This is a genomic window from Pedobacter sp. PLR (genome assembly GCF_026239675.1).
Lineage (GTDB): Bacteria > Bacteroidota > Bacteroidia > Sphingobacteriales > Sphingobacteriaceae > Pedobacter.
Genome location: NZ_JAPIVQ010000007.1, coordinates 374,512 through 390,961, shown reverse-complemented (window position 1 = coordinate 390,961; position 16,450 = coordinate 374,512). Strand labels below are relative to the sequence as shown.

Annotated in this window: 14 protein-coding genes; 12 read left to right on the top strand and 2 right to left on the bottom strand. The window is 33.8% G+C overall.

Going from position 1 to position 16,450, the window contains the following annotated elements; translation table 11 throughout:
- The 11 genes from OQX61_RS19030 to OQX61_RS18980 all read left to right on the top strand — a co-directional run bounded on the left by OQX61_RS19030 (position 1) and on the right by OQX61_RS18980 (position 13,103).
- The gene (locus OQX61_RS19030; RefSeq protein WP_265843382.1) at positions 1 to 1,005 is read left to right on the top strand and encodes a glycosyltransferase; all 1,005 of its coding nucleotides are present in this window, start codon (positions 1 to 3) and stop codon (positions 1,003 to 1,005) included.
- Positions 1,005 to 2,318 (top strand): hypothetical protein, encoded by a 1,314-nt coding sequence (locus tag OQX61_RS19025; RefSeq protein WP_265843381.1) that lies wholly within the window; start codon positions 1,005 to 1,007, stop codon positions 2,316 to 2,318. The genes OQX61_RS19030 and OQX61_RS19025 overlap by 1 nt, the downstream gene beginning before the upstream one ends.
- On the top strand, positions 2,315 to 3,346 hold the full coding sequence (locus OQX61_RS19020; RefSeq protein ID WP_265843380.1) for a glycosyltransferase family 4 protein: 1,032 nt from the start codon (positions 2,315 to 2,317) through the stop codon (positions 3,344 to 3,346). Before OQX61_RS19025 ends, OQX61_RS19020 begins: the two co-directional genes overlap by 4 nt.
- The gene (locus tag OQX61_RS19015; protein WP_265843379.1) at positions 3,336 to 4,442 is read left to right on the top strand and encodes a glycosyltransferase family 1 protein; all 1,107 of its coding nucleotides are present in this window, start codon (positions 3,336 to 3,338) and stop codon (positions 4,440 to 4,442) included. The genes OQX61_RS19020 and OQX61_RS19015 overlap by 11 nt, the downstream gene beginning before the upstream one ends.
- 56 nt (positions 4,443 to 4,498) lie before the next feature.
- A complete protein-coding gene (locus OQX61_RS19010; protein WP_265843378.1) occupies positions 4,499 to 5,242 on the top strand; it encodes a methyltransferase domain-containing protein in 744 nt (247 codons plus the stop codon).
- Between the two features lie 2 nt (positions 5,243 to 5,244).
- A complete protein-coding gene (locus tag OQX61_RS19005; RefSeq protein WP_265843377.1) occupies positions 5,245 to 6,423 on the top strand; it encodes a glycosyltransferase in 1,179 nt (392 codons plus the stop codon).
- Positions 6,416 to 7,309 (top strand): NAD-dependent epimerase/dehydratase family protein, encoded by an 894-nt coding sequence (locus OQX61_RS19000; protein WP_265843376.1) that lies wholly within the window; start codon positions 6,416 to 6,418, stop codon positions 7,307 to 7,309. Before OQX61_RS19005 ends, OQX61_RS19000 begins: the two co-directional genes overlap by 8 nt.
- Complete coding sequence (locus OQX61_RS18995) at positions 7,310 to 8,386, top strand: mannose-1-phosphate guanylyltransferase (protein WP_265843375.1); 1,077 nt, start codon at positions 7,310 to 7,312, stop codon at positions 8,384 to 8,386.
- Between the two features lie 100 nt (positions 8,387 to 8,486).
- Positions 8,487 to 9,434, top strand: a complete 948-nt coding sequence (locus tag OQX61_RS18990) for a glycosyltransferase family 4 protein (RefSeq protein ID WP_265843374.1) — start codon at positions 8,487 to 8,489, stop codon at positions 9,432 to 9,434.
- A gap of 74 nt (positions 9,435 to 9,508) precedes the next feature.
- Positions 9,509 to 11,470: a nucleoside-diphosphate sugar epimerase/dehydratase gene (locus OQX61_RS18985; protein WP_265843373.1), complete on the top strand. Its 1,962-nt coding sequence runs from the start codon at positions 9,509 to 9,511 to the stop codon at positions 11,468 to 11,470.
- 10 nt (positions 11,471 to 11,480) lie between these two features.
- On the top strand, positions 11,481 to 13,103 hold the full coding sequence (locus OQX61_RS18980; protein ID WP_265843372.1) for a gliding motility protein RemB: 1,623 nt from the start codon (positions 11,481 to 11,483) through the stop codon (positions 13,101 to 13,103).
- A 124-nt stretch (positions 13,104 to 13,227) separates the two neighbouring features.
- On the opposite strand, the gene OQX61_RS18975 is transcribed toward OQX61_RS18980, so the two are convergent.
- Complete coding sequence (locus tag OQX61_RS18975; RefSeq protein ID WP_265843371.1) at positions 13,228 to 13,986, bottom strand: GDSL-type esterase/lipase family protein; 759 nt, start codon at positions 13,984 to 13,986, stop codon at positions 13,228 to 13,230.
- 355 nt (positions 13,987 to 14,341) lie between these two features.
- On the opposite strand from OQX61_RS18975, the gene OQX61_RS18970 reads away from it, so the two are divergent.
- Positions 14,342 to 15,541: an acyltransferase gene (locus OQX61_RS18970; RefSeq protein WP_265843370.1), complete on the top strand. Its 1,200-nt coding sequence runs from the start codon at positions 14,342 to 14,344 to the stop codon at positions 15,539 to 15,541.
- A 265-nt stretch (positions 15,542 to 15,806) separates the two neighbouring features.
- Here OQX61_RS18970 and OQX61_RS18965 read toward each other — a convergent pair whose 3' ends face one another.
- A complete protein-coding gene (locus OQX61_RS18965; RefSeq protein WP_265843414.1) occupies positions 15,807 to 16,436 on the bottom strand; it encodes a DUF4143 domain-containing protein in 630 nt (209 codons plus the stop codon).
- Positions 16,437 to 16,450 lie beyond the last annotated feature (14 nt).

Here is a 16,450-nt window from a genome sequence, read left to right as displayed (position 1 = left end):
ATGGAACCTATCGACTATACAATACTTTTTAATGAAGGAGAAGCCTTGGAGGCAGATTTAATTTTGGAATTAGGTGATATATCTATTATTCCCGATGTTTCCATAATGATACCAACCTATAATAGACCTAAACTATTGTTTGAAGCACTAAATAGTGCATTAACACAAGATTATAAGGGAAATTATGAAATCGTAATTATTGATAATTGTTCAGATAAAGAGTCTTTTTTGTTGGTAATTCAGAATTTGAAATTATTAACAGTTCCTCAAAATTGTAAAATTAGATTTTATAAATGTATATCCCATTCTAATGGTTGGAATATGGGGATTATTAAGGCAGAAGCTAATTTTATTGTAATGTTACATGATGATGATTTGCTTAATTCAAATCATTTAACCGTTACCTCACGTCTGGCAAAGATGAATAAAGATATTGATATACTTTGTTCTGACTCTCAGGTTCTTATGGAGACGGATGTGCTCTCGAAGGCGAATAAACTATATGCATGGCTAAAAGAGAGGATTAAAGAGGTTCGAAGGGGGAGATTAATAAAGCTCAAGATCGTTGACTTTTATTTTGAAAATCCGGCTCCTAATACTGGAATATTTTTTAAGAGAGATTTAGTCTTAAGGCATGGCGGCTTTAATTCAAAGTATAACCCTATTCCTGACTATGCTTTTCTTTATCAATTTTTAAAGGATGGACGAACCATATTCTATCTTAATCAGAAGCTGTCGTCTATACGTTTTAGCGTTAACGATGGTTTAAAAAGAGACACTAATTTAAGGGTGAAGGTAAAGATTGAATTAATCAGAAAGGATATACGTGGTAGTAATTTTTTTCTAAGAAGTTTCGATCTTGGATATCACACTTGTAATAACTTATTAACAGTATTGGAGCTTAAAAACAAAAAGTCAGGATTTGATAATTTTCAAATATTTGCTTTAAGGATGTATACCCGAATTCTGTCTTTAGTGGATTCTTCTTTTCGAATTTGGTTCTAATGTTTAAAACTGGAGAAGCATTATATGTAAAAAAGCACTTTTTGCTAAAAGTATTATTGGTTTCCCTTAATGTTTTCTTAATAATATTAGGTGGATTTTTTGACCTAGGTAAAGGTTTACTGATAATGGCTATCGTGACAAATGTGTTTGTCATCTGGGAAATGAGAAGAATACAACCGGCAGTGCTAATGGGTGTTTTTTTTCTTTCATACGTTATGTACTTAATTCCATACTATTTTAATGACTATATTATTTCCGCACATGTTAAGTATTATAAAAGGGAATTGTATGATCAAGTGCTAGGTATCCACCTGCTTTTTCTTAGTTCATTTTTACTCTTTCTTAAGATTAAGATTAATGTGAATTATTTAAAAATAAAAGATTTGATTAAACCACGTAACAATGTGGTAGTGTTTTCTTTTTTATATTTGATTCTACTAGCAATTATTTTTTCAATAAAAGGGTCAAGTGTTCTGGGAGGCTCATATAGTACTTATATTGATAACTTAGAACAACAAGGTGGAAGTGTTGAGTATTTTTACATTTTCTTTACGATCGCGTTCTTTTTTACCACTAATACTACTTTAAGATACAGCCTGTTATTTCTGGTGATTTACTATTGTTTTATAACAATAACTCGTGGTTATAGAATCCAATTTGTTCAAATGATTATTTTGGCTTTTGTATTGTTCTTTGATGGAAAGTTTAAAACAATTTACATGATGATAATGGCATTTTTTGGATTTATTGTTTCAGAGATTGTTGGTTTGTTAAAGATGATGGGTTCAGTGTCATTCGACGATATGATGACATTATTTGATAAGGCAGACAAAGGTATTATTATTAACAATCAGACAGACGTATTCTATTCTTCTGTGGTTTTTTTAGGCTTAATTAAAGACGGTGTTTTTTCGTTGGGTTTAAGATTATGGTCTGCACTAGGTTTTGTTTGGAATTGGTTTGTCCCATCTTCTTTTGTTTGGAAGGAGGCTCGCTTACCACTTTTTGCTTTAGATCACACTACGTTAGGAGGGGGTGGATTGATTTCAGCTTATTTTTATGTGTGGTTTGGATATTTAGGGCCGATTCTGATTGGTCTTGGTTTGGCATCATTATTTAATAAAACATACGCTTCTGCGGACCAGAAAACCTTTAAAATAGTGCCAATTCTTGTTTTAAGTCTTTATCCTAGATGGTTTGCTTATGACCCTGGGAATTTTTTAATGAGGTTTTCCATTTATGTGTTTATTATTTACATGGGATTTATATTTATCCATAATTATATGAAAACACTTGAAAAACAAATGACATGAGTAAAAAGGTAGCATTCCTGGATCTGAGTCCTTTTTTTGGTGGTGGCCAAAAGTTTTTATTGACTATACAGAAGTATTTGTCTGATAAAGACAGCTACTATTTTTTAGTTAAAGATAAAAACACTTTTGATCAATTGCTAGGAGAAAATAAATGCCTGATTGAGTCGGATAACCTACTTTCTCAAATTGGGATAGTGAATGATTTTATTTTGCAAAATGGCATTGATGTTATTATTTTGAATGGAAATAGACCAATCTATTTTTCGCCGTTTATCAGGGTGAAAAATAAAATTGCATATAAACATACTTCAAATAATGCCTTCCGAGCTCATCGAAGGATCTTAGGACACCTCCTTCTAAATGTTTGTTATTTATTTTGTAATAGAATAGTTTTATTATTTGAGGACGCAATAACAGAAGTCTTTTGGAATAAAAAGAAGGTTCGAATTATTAATAATGGAGTTGAGTCTCCTCGGGACTTAAAAGATGAAAAAAAATCATCAATAGTCAATGTTCTTTGTGTTTCCAGGCTTGATTCAAACAAAGGTGTTGATTGGTTAGTAAAAGTTTTTCTAGATACTTTTGGTGGGAATAAAGATATACAGCTTACCATTGCAGGCTTTGGACCTCTTTATGAATACTTGAATGATTATATAGGTAAGGGTACAGGGAATATAAAATTACTTGGATTTGTTGATGATATTCCTTCTGAGTTATTTAAAGCAGATGTTTTCGTACTGCCATCTAAATTTGAATCTTTTCCTTTATCTATACTGGAAGCAATGTCTTTTGGATTGCCTATTATTGCAACAGATACAGGAGGAGTAAAGGAAATGGTCATAGAGAGTCAGAATGGTTATCTCATAAATTACTTAAATGACAGACAATTAAAAGACTCTTTGCTCAGTCTATGCAATAATACTCGTTTGAGAGCGTCTTATGGATATCATTCTTCTGAAATTTTTAATGAAAAATTTATAATTACAAAGTGTGTTGAGAAAATTGAGAAGTTGGTCTATGAAATATGATAGTGATGTTGTTTATGATGCCAATTTTGCGATTAACAAGCATAGGGGCATGGGGAAATATATTAATAACTTTATTAATGTTTTGAATGTTAACTTGGGATTAAGGACAATAGGGCTGTTAAAAGGTGGGACGAAGATTGTTCCAAGTCGGGATTATCATTCATTTGGGTTCTCATTATATATACTATGGGAACAGCTTTCAATGTATTTTTTTTCACGAAAGTTTAAAGGAGTCATAATTTACCCTTATAATACTGCTTCAATTTTTTCCCGGAAGTCGGCATCAAATGTTTTAATTGTTCACGATTTAATTTACTTTAATGATTTTGAAACTAAATCATTAAAGCAAAGGTTAGGTGCCAGTTATAGGCGTTTCGTGGTTCCTAGGGTAATAAATAAATTTGAACATATTATCACTGTATCTGAGTATTCAAAGAAGCAATTACTGAATCGGTTTAATCTAGATGGTAATAAAATAGAAGTTATACCCAATTCTATAATTTTTAATCTAGAAGAGGCAAATCATAATCCAAAATACAATCAAAGGGATAATTATATCCTTCATATTGGAGGAGAGCCTGAATATAAAAATTCTAAATCTTTACTATATGCCTTTAGTAAGCTTCCAGATGAGGTAAGGAAATCATACAAAGTTAAAATGATCGGAATAAGAGACAAGAAAGTCCTTAATCAATATCAATCCTTGGCTGAAAGCTTGGGTATCTCGGAAGCGATCGAATTCTTAGCTTATCAAACTGATGAGGAGATTATACAGCTCTATAAGAATGCTAAAATGTTTATTTTTCCTTCGTTTGATGAGGGATTTGGGATACCGATTATTGAGTCATTCAAATTTGGTTGTCCGTTATTGTGTAGTAATACCTCATGTTTCCCGGAAATAGCTGGAAATGCTGCACGATACTTTGATCCTGCTAATTATACTTCTATAGCGTCAGCAATTGTTTCTTCAATAATGGAAGTGGAAGAAACTGAAAAAAATATAGAATTTGGATATGATCAGGTAAAAAAATATTCTTCGGATTTGTTTGCGGAAAAGATAAGGTTTTGGTTCTCTGAGAGTTTTGACAATATTTAGATTTGCTGTAAATATTTCAGAGAACTTAAGTTTAATTTTCACCATTAAAACAAATTATGTCTATTAGAAGTGAATACAAAAGTAAGGTACATGAAGTTTTTTTTAATAATGAATCCAAAGATTTACTCTTCAAGGATGGAGTAACACCTTATGTTAAAGACAAATTTAGATTTGAAAGAGCCGTTACTTTGTTAAGTAACCCAAGAGGTAAGACTATTTATGAGTTAGGTCCTTATCCTGGAACAGGTATTTACTATTTTGGAGAATTTAATCATATACTAGGGGTAGGTAAATCAAATCCTGATTTCTTAAAAAAAACAACTTCTCTTGGCCATAAACTGATAGATATAGATTTTGAATATATTAAGAAGGGAGAGCTATCGGGTCAGGCAGATATTGTTTTGGTTATGGAGGTATTAGAACATATTAGAATGTCTTATAAGTTTATTGGAGGCATAATTGATGTGGTCAAACCCGGAGGCGTTTTATATTTAACGACTAATAATCAGTCTTATATTGGCTATTTAGTTAAGTTAATTCTTAACAAACCAATATTAGATCCTATTGAAACTGAAGGGACCTTTTATCCTGGACATTGTCGATATTATAGTTTAAATGAACTTGTAAGTGTTTTTGAGAAATCAGGATTTCTAATTTTAGAATCCAATTATGTTAATTTTATACCAGGATATAAATTATATAAGAATAAAAGATTTGGAGCGATAAAAAATGCTTTTTTAAGACTATTTCCAAAACGTTTTTCCACCCACATAGAAATTTTAGTAAAGAGACCTGAATAAAAATGAAGAAAAAATGTCTTGTAATAATTCCTGGAATACCTTTTCCTCCTGTCGATGGCCATAAATTGAAGATTTATAATTTCATCTTAATTTTGGCTAAACATTTTGATCTACATATTATAAGTATATCAAGAGAAGATGTCACAGTGGAACAAAGAGAATTTATGATTCAAAATAGTTATAGGCGTAAGCATTTTAAAATCGGTATGTTTGGCGCATTTTTTCGATTATTCAAATCTATCTTTTCAACAATACCTTTTCAAGTCGCTTATTTTACTTTACCTTCTATAAAAAGGTATATAATAAATAATGGGGGAAAAGAAACACATGCTGTTCTTAACCTTATTAGAACAGGTGGCTATCTAGATGTACTGGCAGATAAGTCAATTATTTTAGATATGGTGGATTCTTTATCAAGAAGTTATCTAAAGTCAAAGGAAACAACAAGTTCTTTAGTCTATAGTTTTATCTATGGGGTTGAAGGGGATAGGCTAGTTGAGTATGAGAAGAAGAGTATTGAAAAGGTTGACCTTACACTTTGTGTGAATCAAGATGATGCCAAAAATTTAAGTAGTTATGGGAAGGTTAAATGGCTTCCTAATGGAGTAAAGGAATCTTTGTTTAATTATACAAAAAAATGCAATGATTATAATGATTGCGTGGCATTTTTTGGAGCTATGTTTTATCAGCCTAATGTTGATGCAATGATCTGGTTTGATAAATACGTTCTAGATCACTTAGACCCCAAAATAAAGATTCTTATAATTGGAGCCAGACCTTCTAATAGTATATTAAACATAGCTAAGAAAAGGAAAAATGTAAGAATAACAGGGTTTCTTGATGATCCTTATATTATTCTTAATTCATGCTTTGCAATTATTGCTCCTATGCAGAATGGTGGTGGGATACAAAATAAAATAATCGAAACAATGGGTATGGGAAAGGTGAACGTTCTAACATCTTATGCAGCTGACCCGATAATTGGTGCTGAAAACAATAAACACTTTATAGTTGAAAATGATCCTGTTATCATGGCAGAAAGGATTAATGAAGTTTTCATTAATCCATCTTCTTTCGCTAATATAGGAAAGAACGCCGCGATTCTTATTAAGGAAACATATACTTGGGATGCATATGAGAAAACATTTATGACCCAGCTAAATGAAATAAATAATGACTAAAATTTTAATGACCGGCAGTTCTGGGTTTTTAGGAAAGATCATAAAAGAGAAACTTTCTCCATATGATCTGCTCACTCTGGGGAGATCTAAATCTGATATTTATATGGATTTGGAAAGTGAAGTCCCGCTATTGCCAAAAAGTGATATTGTGATCCATGCAGCAGGTAAGGCACACTTCGTTCCAACTTCTGCTGAAGAAAAGCAATCATTCTATGACGTGAATGTGTTAGGGACTAAAAAATTACTAGAAAGCTTAGAAAAATCTGGTTCAGTACCAAAGAGTTTTGTGTTTATAAGTACAGTTGCAGTTTACGGAAAAACAACTGGCGTTTTAATTAACGAGGAAAGCCCACTTCAAGCTGAAGACGCATATGGTGTTAGTAAGATAAAAGCTGAAAAGATCATAGAGAATTGGTGTAATCAAAATAAGGTTATTTGTACAATTTTAAGATTACCATTACTAGCAGGCCCGACTCCACCAGGGAATTTGGGAGCCATGATTAATGGAATAAGAAAAGGGTATTTTTTTACTGTTGATGGTGGCGGAGCTAAAAAAAGTATTGTGTTAGCTGAAGATGTTGCTGAAGTTTTAATTAAGGTCTCAAGTATAGGAGGTATTTATAATCTCACTGACGGTAGACATCCAACTTTTTTGAGTTTATCTGAAAAAATAGCTAGTGAACTTGGGAAATCAAAGCCATTAAATTTGGATTTATGGTTCGCTAAGGTTTTGGCAAAGTGTGGAGATCTTTTGGGATCATATGTTCCAATCAATTCTAATAAATTATTTAAAATAATTTCTAGTCTGACTTTTGATGATTCAAAAGCAAGAGAGAAGTTTGGATGGAATCCGAAATGTGTATTAAGTGAATTTAAAGTTAAATAGATGAGTAATATTAATGTTTTAATAATGGCTGGTGGGGTCGGTAGCCGTTTTTGGCCTAAGAGTCGTAATAGTTTTCCTAAACAGTTTATTGATATTTTGGGGGTGGGGAAATCTTTACTGCAATTGACCTATGACCGATTTTTAAATATCTGCCCTGCAGAAAATATCTATATTTTAAGTAATGAGCAATATAAGGATTTGATTAATAATCAGATCCCAGGTCTTAATGAGCAACAGATTCTTTTAGAACCAAGTCGAAATAATACAGCTCCGTGCATAGCTTATGCATGTTACAAGATTATGCAGTTGAATCCGGAAGCAAATATAGTTGTAGCTCCTTCTGATCATTTGATTTTGAAAGAAGTGGAATTTCTGACTAAAATTAAAGAAGCTTTAGATTTCACAGCAGAAAATAATGCATTATTAACTTTAGGTATTAAACCTACACGACCTGATACTGGATATGGCTATGTGAATTTTAATAAAACTTCGGCTAATGGAATTCATAAGGTAGAGCGTTTTATGGAGAAGCCTGTGTTAGAAAAAGCAAAAGAATTTGTGGAGAGTGGTGATTATTTATGGAATGCAGGTATTTTTATTTGGTCTGGAAGTGCAATTAAGCAAGCTTTTAAAAAGTATGCACCAGATATTGATGCTATATTTGATGAAGGTTCTTCGCATTATAATACAGACTCTGAGAGATCTTTTTTAGCTCAAAATTATTCTAAATCCCCAAATATATCTATAGATTATGCAGTTCTTGAAAAAGCAGACAATGTCTATACTATTCCTGCTGATATTGGTTGGTCAGATTTAGGTACATGGGCATCTTTGCATGCTGTAGCTGAGAAGGATGCTAATCAAAATTCTTTAAACTGCAGTGAGGTTAGCCTGAATCTAACTGAAAATTGTATTATTAATTTGCCAGCAGGTAAGGCGGCTGTAATCAAGGGGTTAAAGGATTATATTATAGTTGATGACGAAAAAGTTCTTCTAATATATCCGAAATCTGATGAGCAGGAGATCAAAGAAGTAGCTAAGAATATGGCAGATAATTTTGGAAATCAATACTTATAATATTTTTATCTAAGGTGAAACTATAAGAGACATAAATCTTACTAGGGATTCTTGTAGTTTGAAGTTGTAAAATGTTAGATAGTTGTACAATTAATAATAGATGTTATACATAATATTAGTGCCCCTTTTTTTTGTCGGAATGCTCTTGTATTTCAAGATTGCAGACCATTATAATATTATTGATCATCCGAATGAGCGCAGTTCTCATTCGGAGGTTACCATTCGCGGAGGTGGAATTATCTATCTTTTCGCAGCATTGATAGCGTTGATAATGCATCCAGAATTCTGGCTGCCAATCTTGGGCTTATTTATTATCGGCATCATTAGTTTTGCAGATGACCGGATCACCTTGTCTGGTAAGGTTCGGATTTTGTTCCATCTGGCCGCAGTTACGTTGCTTTTTCTTTTTTTGGGGGTGTTCCAAATCTTACCCCTCTGGGCTAGCATCATGCTATACATTCTGGTCATTGGGGTTATTAATGCTTACAACTTCATGGATGGGATTAATGGGATTACAGGTGCCTATAGCATAGTAGTCCTTGGAGGATTGCAATTTGTAAACTACGAAGTGGTTAACTTTATTCAAGCTGATCTGATCTGGTTGCCAATTTTAGCCTCTTTAGTTTTCTTATTTTTCAATTTCAGAAAGCGGGCAAAATGTTTTGCCGGAGATGTAGGGAGTGTGACGGTTGCTTTTTGGATTATATTTTTAGTGATGAAATTGGTGATGTTGTCCGAGAACTATGCTTATGTATTGTTTTTAGCTGTCTACGGTGTAGATACTGTATTGACAATTATACACCGTTTAAAATTAAGACAAAATATCTTTGATGCACATCGCCTGCATTTTTATCAGATTTTAGCCAATGAACAAAAATGGCCACATTTAGTGGTCTCTTCAGTATATGCATTATTACAATTGGGCATTATTGTTGCAGTGATCTATTCACCATGGAGTTTTCTATCTGTTTTTTTAGTGACAACGATACCTTTGGTTTTGATCTATTGCTTGGTTAAACCTCGAATAATTGTAGTGACGGAAATGTAATTTATAGCTAAGATTAAGCATTACTTTATGGTTTATTTTTTATTAAATTTGGCAAGATGTACTAACTAAGCTCTATGTTCACTAAACTTGAAATTGTATCCCGCTGGATTATCTTTACCATTGATATCTGCCTGAGCCTCCTGGCTTTATTATTTGCTGTTATTTTACAGCATAACTTTATCATTGATAAGATTAATTTTATTGGGTTCTACAAATCAGTACTGCTGGTGATCGCCGTGAATACTTTGGTATTCTATAGTGTGAAAACTTTTGCAGGTATTGTCAGATATACTTCTGCACAAGATTCTTTTAGGATTTTGTTTTCCGTAATTCTAAGTTCCTTAGTTATATTCTTTACCAATGCGGTGATCATTGTGGGCACCGGTTCTTCTGTGGTGAGTAATGTCGCCATAGTGATCTATACCTTGTTTAGCTTCCTCATGTTGATTACCTATAGAATTATTGTGAAATATTTCTTTATGTACCTTAAAAACGCAAAACTGGATAAAATCAGAGTGATCATTTACGGCGCGGGTGAAGCTGGTGTAGCTACTAAGCGGACTTTTGATCACGATGCTAAAGTAAATAAGACCATCATTGCTTTTGTAGATGATGATTTGAGAAAAGTAGGAAAAACAATTGACGGGGTTAAGATTCTGGATGCCTCACAGCTGGAGCATTTGATAGTGAAACATGAAGTAGATGAAATCATCTTTGCTTCCTACACTATACTACCAGACAGGAAAAACCAAGTGGTAGATGTTTGTTTAGAACATAATGTGAAAATATTGAACATTCCTTCGCCTGATGTATGGGCAAGAGGACAGGTAACTACAGCTCAGATTCAAAACTTAAACATCGAAGATCTTTTAAACAGAAAGACAATAGAGATTGATATTGATGGAATTCAAAATCAATTGAAAGATAAAAGGATTTTAATAACCGGTGCTGCCGGCTCTATAGGAAGCGAGGTTGTCAGACAACTATTGAAATTTGAAACTGGTTTGATTATTCTTTGCGATCAAAGTGAGACCGCACTCCATAATATTTATTTAGAATTGGAGGAAACTCATGCCAATACCAATTTCCATGCTTTTATTGGGGATGTAAAGGATGAAAAGAGAATGGAGTTTCTTTTTGAAACCTATAAACCGCATTATGTGTACCATGCTGCTGCGTACAAACACGTTCCTCTAATGGAGGATAATCCTGCTGAAGCCATCAAAACAAACGTAATGGGTACCAAGATGATTGCAGATAAATCAGTGAAGCATGGTGTCCAGAAATTTGTCATGATTTCTACGGATAAGGCGGTAAATCCTACCAATGTAATGGGAGCTTCCAAAAGAATTGCAGAGATTTATGTACAGTCGTTAAACAATTCCTTGCACCATACCGATCATATTTTTAGTAATGGGCTAAGTTATATCAATGACTTAAATACAAAGCCGATCACCAAATTCATTACCACACGTTTTGGAAATGTTTTAGGTTCTAATGGATCGGTAATCCCTCGTTTTAAACAACAGATTGAGAAGGGGGGGCCAGTTACTGTAACTCATCCGGAAATTACCCGTTACTTTATGACCATTCCTGAGGCTTGTAGACTGGTATTAGAAGCAGGTTGTATGGGGAAGGGCGGAGAGATCTTTGTTTTTGATATGGGAAAATCAGTAAAGATTGTGGAATTGGCTAAAAAGATGATCCGTTTAGCAGGTTTAGTACCTAATGAAGACATTCAAATTGCTTATTCGGGCTTAAGACCAGGAGAAAAGTTATTTGAAGAACTCTTGAATGATAATGAAAATACAATGCCTACCCACCATGAGAAAATCATGATTGGGAAGGTGAGAGAATATGACTTTAATGAAGTACAATTACAATTGGTGAAATTAGCAGGTTATGCAGTAACCGACCATACCACTAAGGTAGTGCAACAAATGAAAGTTATGGTTCCAGAATTTAAAAGTAAAAACTCCATCTTCGAAGAGTTGGATGTGGCACGTCAGGAAGTTCCTGAAATACCACAGAACTAGAACACCCCTCATGAATTTCAAAATTAAACACCTCTCCTGGATAGGAGCCTTCATTTTTGGTAGCCTTAACCTGAAAGCGCAAACACCAAATGTCAATATCCCATATTCTTACCAATTTTATCAAAAACTAAACAAATCTGTTTACGATGTAGATAATCGATCGCATTCTTCTATCAAGGGATATTATGCAGATGATTCTTTGTTGGTGCATCGCTATAGTGAGTTGATGAAAATGGGTACAGATTCTTTAAATCGCCGTTCATGGCTAAGAAGAAAAATCACAGAAGAACATTTACTGAATTTTAAAGGCGAAGATTACGAAGTCTATGCTGATTTTCTGCCTGATTTTCAGATTGGGAGGGAATTTAATGAAGGGAAAACAACCTGGATAAATACCAGAGGTATTCAGGTAGGTGGAACAGTTGGGAAGCAGTTTTCGTTTTATACCAATGTATATGAAAATCAAGGGGTGTTTGCGAATTACCTGACAGATTATATCAATACCAATCAGGTGGTGCCAAGCCAGATGGCTGGTAGTAAGCTAGGTGGGACCACAAAAGACTGGTCTTATGCAACGGCTTTGCTATCCTATACACCCAATAAGCATTTGAATCTTGCTGTAGGTTACGATAAAAATTTTATTGGGGACGGGTACCGTTCGATGTTACTTTCAGATGTAGCAGCAAACTATTCTTTTGTAAGGTTGCGTGCGAGTTTAGGAAATGTACAGTATCAAACGATTTTTGGCTATATGCTGGATCCGGGTGCAGAAAAGTTGACTACAGATAGACGTTTAGGAGATCGTGGTAAATGGGCAGCGATGCATTATATAGATTGGAATGCAACAAAACGCTTCTCTATCGGATTCTTCCAGGCAGTAACCTGGGCCGATGCAGAGCCGGAAGGCAAGAGAGGTTTTGACTTTAATTATATCCATCCTTTTATATTCCTTCGTTCTGTAGAGGGTGCAAATACTACTTCTCCCGATAAGATGCGTTTAGGAATCAATACCAAGTATGAAATTTTTGATAAAACAACGGTTTACGGTCAGTTTATGATCGATGAATTTACGGCCAAGGAATTTTTTGGCAACAAAGGTTATTGGGCAAACAAATGGGCTTTACAGATAGGTTTTAGAGGTTCTGACTTGTTTAAAGTAGATCGTTTAAATTATCTTGCTGAGTTTAATACAGCGAGACCTTACACTTACGCACACTTTGACAGGGTATCCAACTATGCTGCTATGAACCAACCTTTGGCACATCCAATGGGGGCAAACTTTAAAGAAGTGTTGGGACTCATGAATTATAGCTATAAACGATTCGACTTTCAAGGACAGTTAATGTATGCAAGATATGGCTTGGATCCGGAAGGAAAGAACTACGGTAAGGATATTTTTAAGCCTTATGAGACCAGGGTATCCCAATATGGGAACTATATCGGGCAAGGTATCAAAACTAACTTGTACTTTGCTGAAGGGCGTGTGGCTTACCTTTTAAATCCAAAATATAATCTACTTCTTGAAGTTGGAGGGGTTTATAGAAAAGAAAGCAATAATCTGGGCGCAAAAAACACTGGCTTAATAACATTCGGGTTAAGAAGTACGTTTAGAAACTTATATCAGGATATGTAAGCATTTAAACATTGCCCCAAAGAATTTATAGATTCAATAAACATTTGTTTTGAAATAAGGGGGCTATTGATTCATATACGCTCTTTTTTTCAAAACACACTGGATGAGATATAATAAACAAGAATTATAAGTTAGATAAAACAGGCTTAATTATAGAGTTCCACAGTTTGTAGCCTTCATTATTAAAGTGATTACCATCAGGTTGCCATATTCCAGATATTATATTCCCTTTTTCATCGAACATTCTAGTGGCAACATCTATATAGGAGCAATCCTTTTCTTTTGAACAATATTCCTTGATTAAACGATTCGCTATAATTCCTTCCGGATAATTAGTAAGAATCCTTGCTGGAGCTGGTTTAATAGATATATATATCAATTTTGTTTTTGGGTAAAGTAATTTGATTTTTCTGTGTAGTATTTTAAAGGCATGGAAAATGTCTTCTCCATTTAAACTGTCGTCTATTCCAAAATCACGCATAATTGAAATGTCATTGTCTCCATCATATACTACTATTGCTTTAGGGCTTCTTTGTCCTATTAGCTTCTCTAGATAAAAAATAACTTCTCTGATTGTTGCACCACCTACCCCTCTATTTACGACTTTTAAGGGAGCCATGTCCGTACTTAAAGTCACCCATTTCTCAATCATGGAACTGCCTATGAAAATAAAATCATAGTTATTTAGTGCCAATTTATCCGTATTTTCAAAATTTAAAAATTGACTAGAAAATCTATCCATCCAAGGCTTATATTCAACATCTACACTAGTGTCTGAATTCAAAGACTTTGCTTTTTTAGTGTCTGAAATCTTTTTACAACCAAACAATAGTGCGACAACTAATATAGGGAGCAGACCAAATTTATAAGATACAATTTTCATGATTTTTCTACTTGACGGCTCAATGTAAAAAAATCAAATGACTTTAGTCATATAAAAAACATAATTATGTAATTTATTATGTGATCAAGTGTTCGGATATGATTTTCTCCCGTTAGATTAAACGTTAAAAAATGTATCTATTGCTAAGCATAAAGTCTGTTGAGATTCTTCCAGATGGGAACTTGGCTTTATTTAAGCTAAGTTCTAAGTGATTTAAGATGAGTCTTATATCAATCAAAAGGGCTTTGAATTTCAGTTCATTGTTGATGAAACAAAAGGAAATTACTCATATAATTATGAAATTTTAACAAACATTTAGTTCCTTATAAGAAAAAAAATTCGTTATTTTGCCGCAATGTCAAGTTTAGAGAAGGCGAAAGTGCAACGAGTAAATGAAAATTTTGATTTTGTAGATACAATTAGATGTGTATCAATGATGGGTATCGTTTTTGAACATACATCAGTAGCTTGGGTTACAAAATCTGATCAATTATCCTACAACCTTTTGATGATTGCTACAATGCAACTATTCAAATTTGTTACCATCGCTTTTTTTATTATCGGTGGGTTTTTGATAAATCACAAGTTTACGGAGAATACTCCTGTTCAATATCTAAGAAACCGTTTAAAAAGTACTATTGGACCATGGGCTTTTTGGGTAATGATATTGATTGCCCTAGATGCAATACGCTTGGTGTATAAATATTTTAAATCTGGGGGTCAAATGGAACTGCCAGGAATCTGGACTTTTTTAAGCGCAGAAATTTATAATACTGTCTTTTTTACTAGCTTCTGGTTCGTGCTTAACTTCTTGATATGTATAACTATTTTACTCATTTTCAAGAAATATCTATACAAAATAAGCTTTGGAGTCTGCTGTGGGCTTTTATCATTAGTTTACAGCTTGAATATTTATTATGGCTGGTTTTCAACTGCACATACAATAGCCTTGTTTGGATTTATTGTCTATCTCTGGTTGGGGGTTTATATGAATTATTATTATAAGCAGGTGATGGCTTTTATCAATACTACTTCGTTTAAGAAATTAATATTAATCAATACTGTTTTTTTTATTTCAGCCTGTGGAGAATCGCTACATTTAATAAATATAGGGGCTGAAGATCCGCTCAATACATTACGCATAACAAATATTCTGTTCTCAATCAGCATGTTTATACTGTTATTGAAGATTGGAAAAATCCCTGGCTTAATCAATACACTTAAGCCCAGACAAACTACCTTTGGAATCTATCTGGTGCATATGATTGTAGTTTTGTATGGCCTTCCCTTATTTTTTTCCATGGGACTTCAAATTTTAGCAGAAGAACTGAATATATATCAGAGGCTTGCGTATCATGTAGTGAGATTTATTGTGGTTTACGGTTTGAGTTTTTTTATTGTTAAGTTGATTATGGGTACTCGACTTAGATGGTCTATAGGTCAGAAAGCTACTAAACCTAAAATAAATGATAGTAATGAGGGTATGCACAGAGAAGAGAAATCACCTTCAACTACTAAACAAAATATTGAGGTACCTGAAATGACAAAGGTTTAAATAATCAATCTTATATCGGGAAGGAATTACACTTAATCTGTACTTTGGGCTATGTAACCTACCTTTTAAATCCAAAGTATAACCTTCGCCTTGAAGTAAGAGGGGGTTATAGAAGAGAAAGCAATGATTTGGGCACTAAAAACACGGACTTAATCACATTCGGGTTAAGAAGCACATTCAGAAACTTATATCAGGATATGTAATCCTGTTTAGAAAATATTCATGGGAACGGCCAGCATTCAAAACGCTGGCCGTTTTTTTGTCATTAAACATTCCTCCAGCTTGTGATCGTGTATTTTGATCTTTCCTGATCTTCTGTGCCACCATAGATCAATGTTTTTGTCGCCTTTAACTCAGGACTCAGTTCTTCAAAGTAATCCATCTCTTTGAAAAGAGAGCTGGAGATGGTCTGTGTTGCTTTGACCTCATAAATATCGATACCATTAGCTTTTTCTAACAGTATATCAACTTCGCGTCCATTACTTTCTTGCCAAAAGTAATATTCTTCATGTAGGTATAAATGGTTGTTTTTTTTCTGGTATTCGGCCAGAATCATATTTTCGAAGAGATTGCCTTTTAGCCTGTTTTGTTCAAAATCATCAGGAGTTCTGATCCCTAATAGATTATTAAGCAGGCCCGTATCATAAAAGTAAAGTTTAGGGCGTTTTACCAGTCGTTTATTAAAGTTCTGATGAAAAGGCTGCAACAGGAATATGATATAACTACTTTCCAGTATGGAGATCCAGGATTTGGCTGTAGGTTGAGAAATATTGCAGTCATTTGCAAGCGCGCTGATATTGAGCAACTGACCTGCTCTGCCTGCACAAAGGCCTATAAATGTACGGAATAAGCTAAGGTCCCTGATGTTTAGTAATTCAGTAACATCTTTTTGGATATAGGTCTGAATAT

Coding starts and splice junctions, on each gene's coding strand:
- OQX61_RS19030 (WP_265843382.1), top strand. CDS start 1: ATGGAACCTATCGACTATACAATACTTTTTAATGAAGGAGAAGCCTTG.
- OQX61_RS19025 (WP_265843381.1), top strand. CDS start 1,005: ATGTTTAAAACTGGAGAAGCATTATATGTAAAAAAGCACTTTTTGCTA.
- OQX61_RS19020 (WP_265843380.1), top strand. CDS start 2,315: ATGAGTAAAAAGGTAGCATTCCTGGATCTGAGTCCTTTTTTTGGTGGT.
- OQX61_RS19015 (WP_265843379.1), top strand. CDS start 3,336: ATGAAATATGATAGTGATGTTGTTTATGATGCCAATTTTGCGATTAAC.
- OQX61_RS19010 (WP_265843378.1), top strand. CDS start 4,499: ATGTCTATTAGAAGTGAATACAAAAGTAAGGTACATGAAGTTTTTTTT.
- OQX61_RS19005 (WP_265843377.1), top strand. CDS start 5,245: ATGAAGAAAAAATGTCTTGTAATAATTCCTGGAATACCTTTTCCTCCT.
- OQX61_RS19000 (WP_265843376.1), top strand. CDS start 6,416: ATGACTAAAATTTTAATGACCGGCAGTTCTGGGTTTTTAGGAAAGATC.
- OQX61_RS18995 (WP_265843375.1), top strand. CDS start 7,310: ATGAGTAATATTAATGTTTTAATAATGGCTGGTGGGGTCGGTAGCCGT.
- OQX61_RS18990 (WP_265843374.1), top strand. CDS start 8,487: ATGTTATACATAATATTAGTGCCCCTTTTTTTTGTCGGAATGCTCTTG.
- OQX61_RS18985 (WP_265843373.1), top strand. CDS start 9,509: ATGTTCACTAAACTTGAAATTGTATCCCGCTGGATTATCTTTACCATT.
- OQX61_RS18980 (WP_265843372.1), top strand. CDS start 11,481: ATGAATTTCAAAATTAAACACCTCTCCTGGATAGGAGCCTTCATTTTT.
- OQX61_RS18975 (WP_265843371.1), bottom strand. CDS start 13,986: ATGAAAATTGTATCTTATAAATTTGGTCTGCTCCCTATATTAGTTGTC.
- OQX61_RS18970 (WP_265843370.1), top strand. CDS start 14,342: ATGTCAAGTTTAGAGAAGGCGAAAGTGCAACGAGTAAATGAAAATTTT.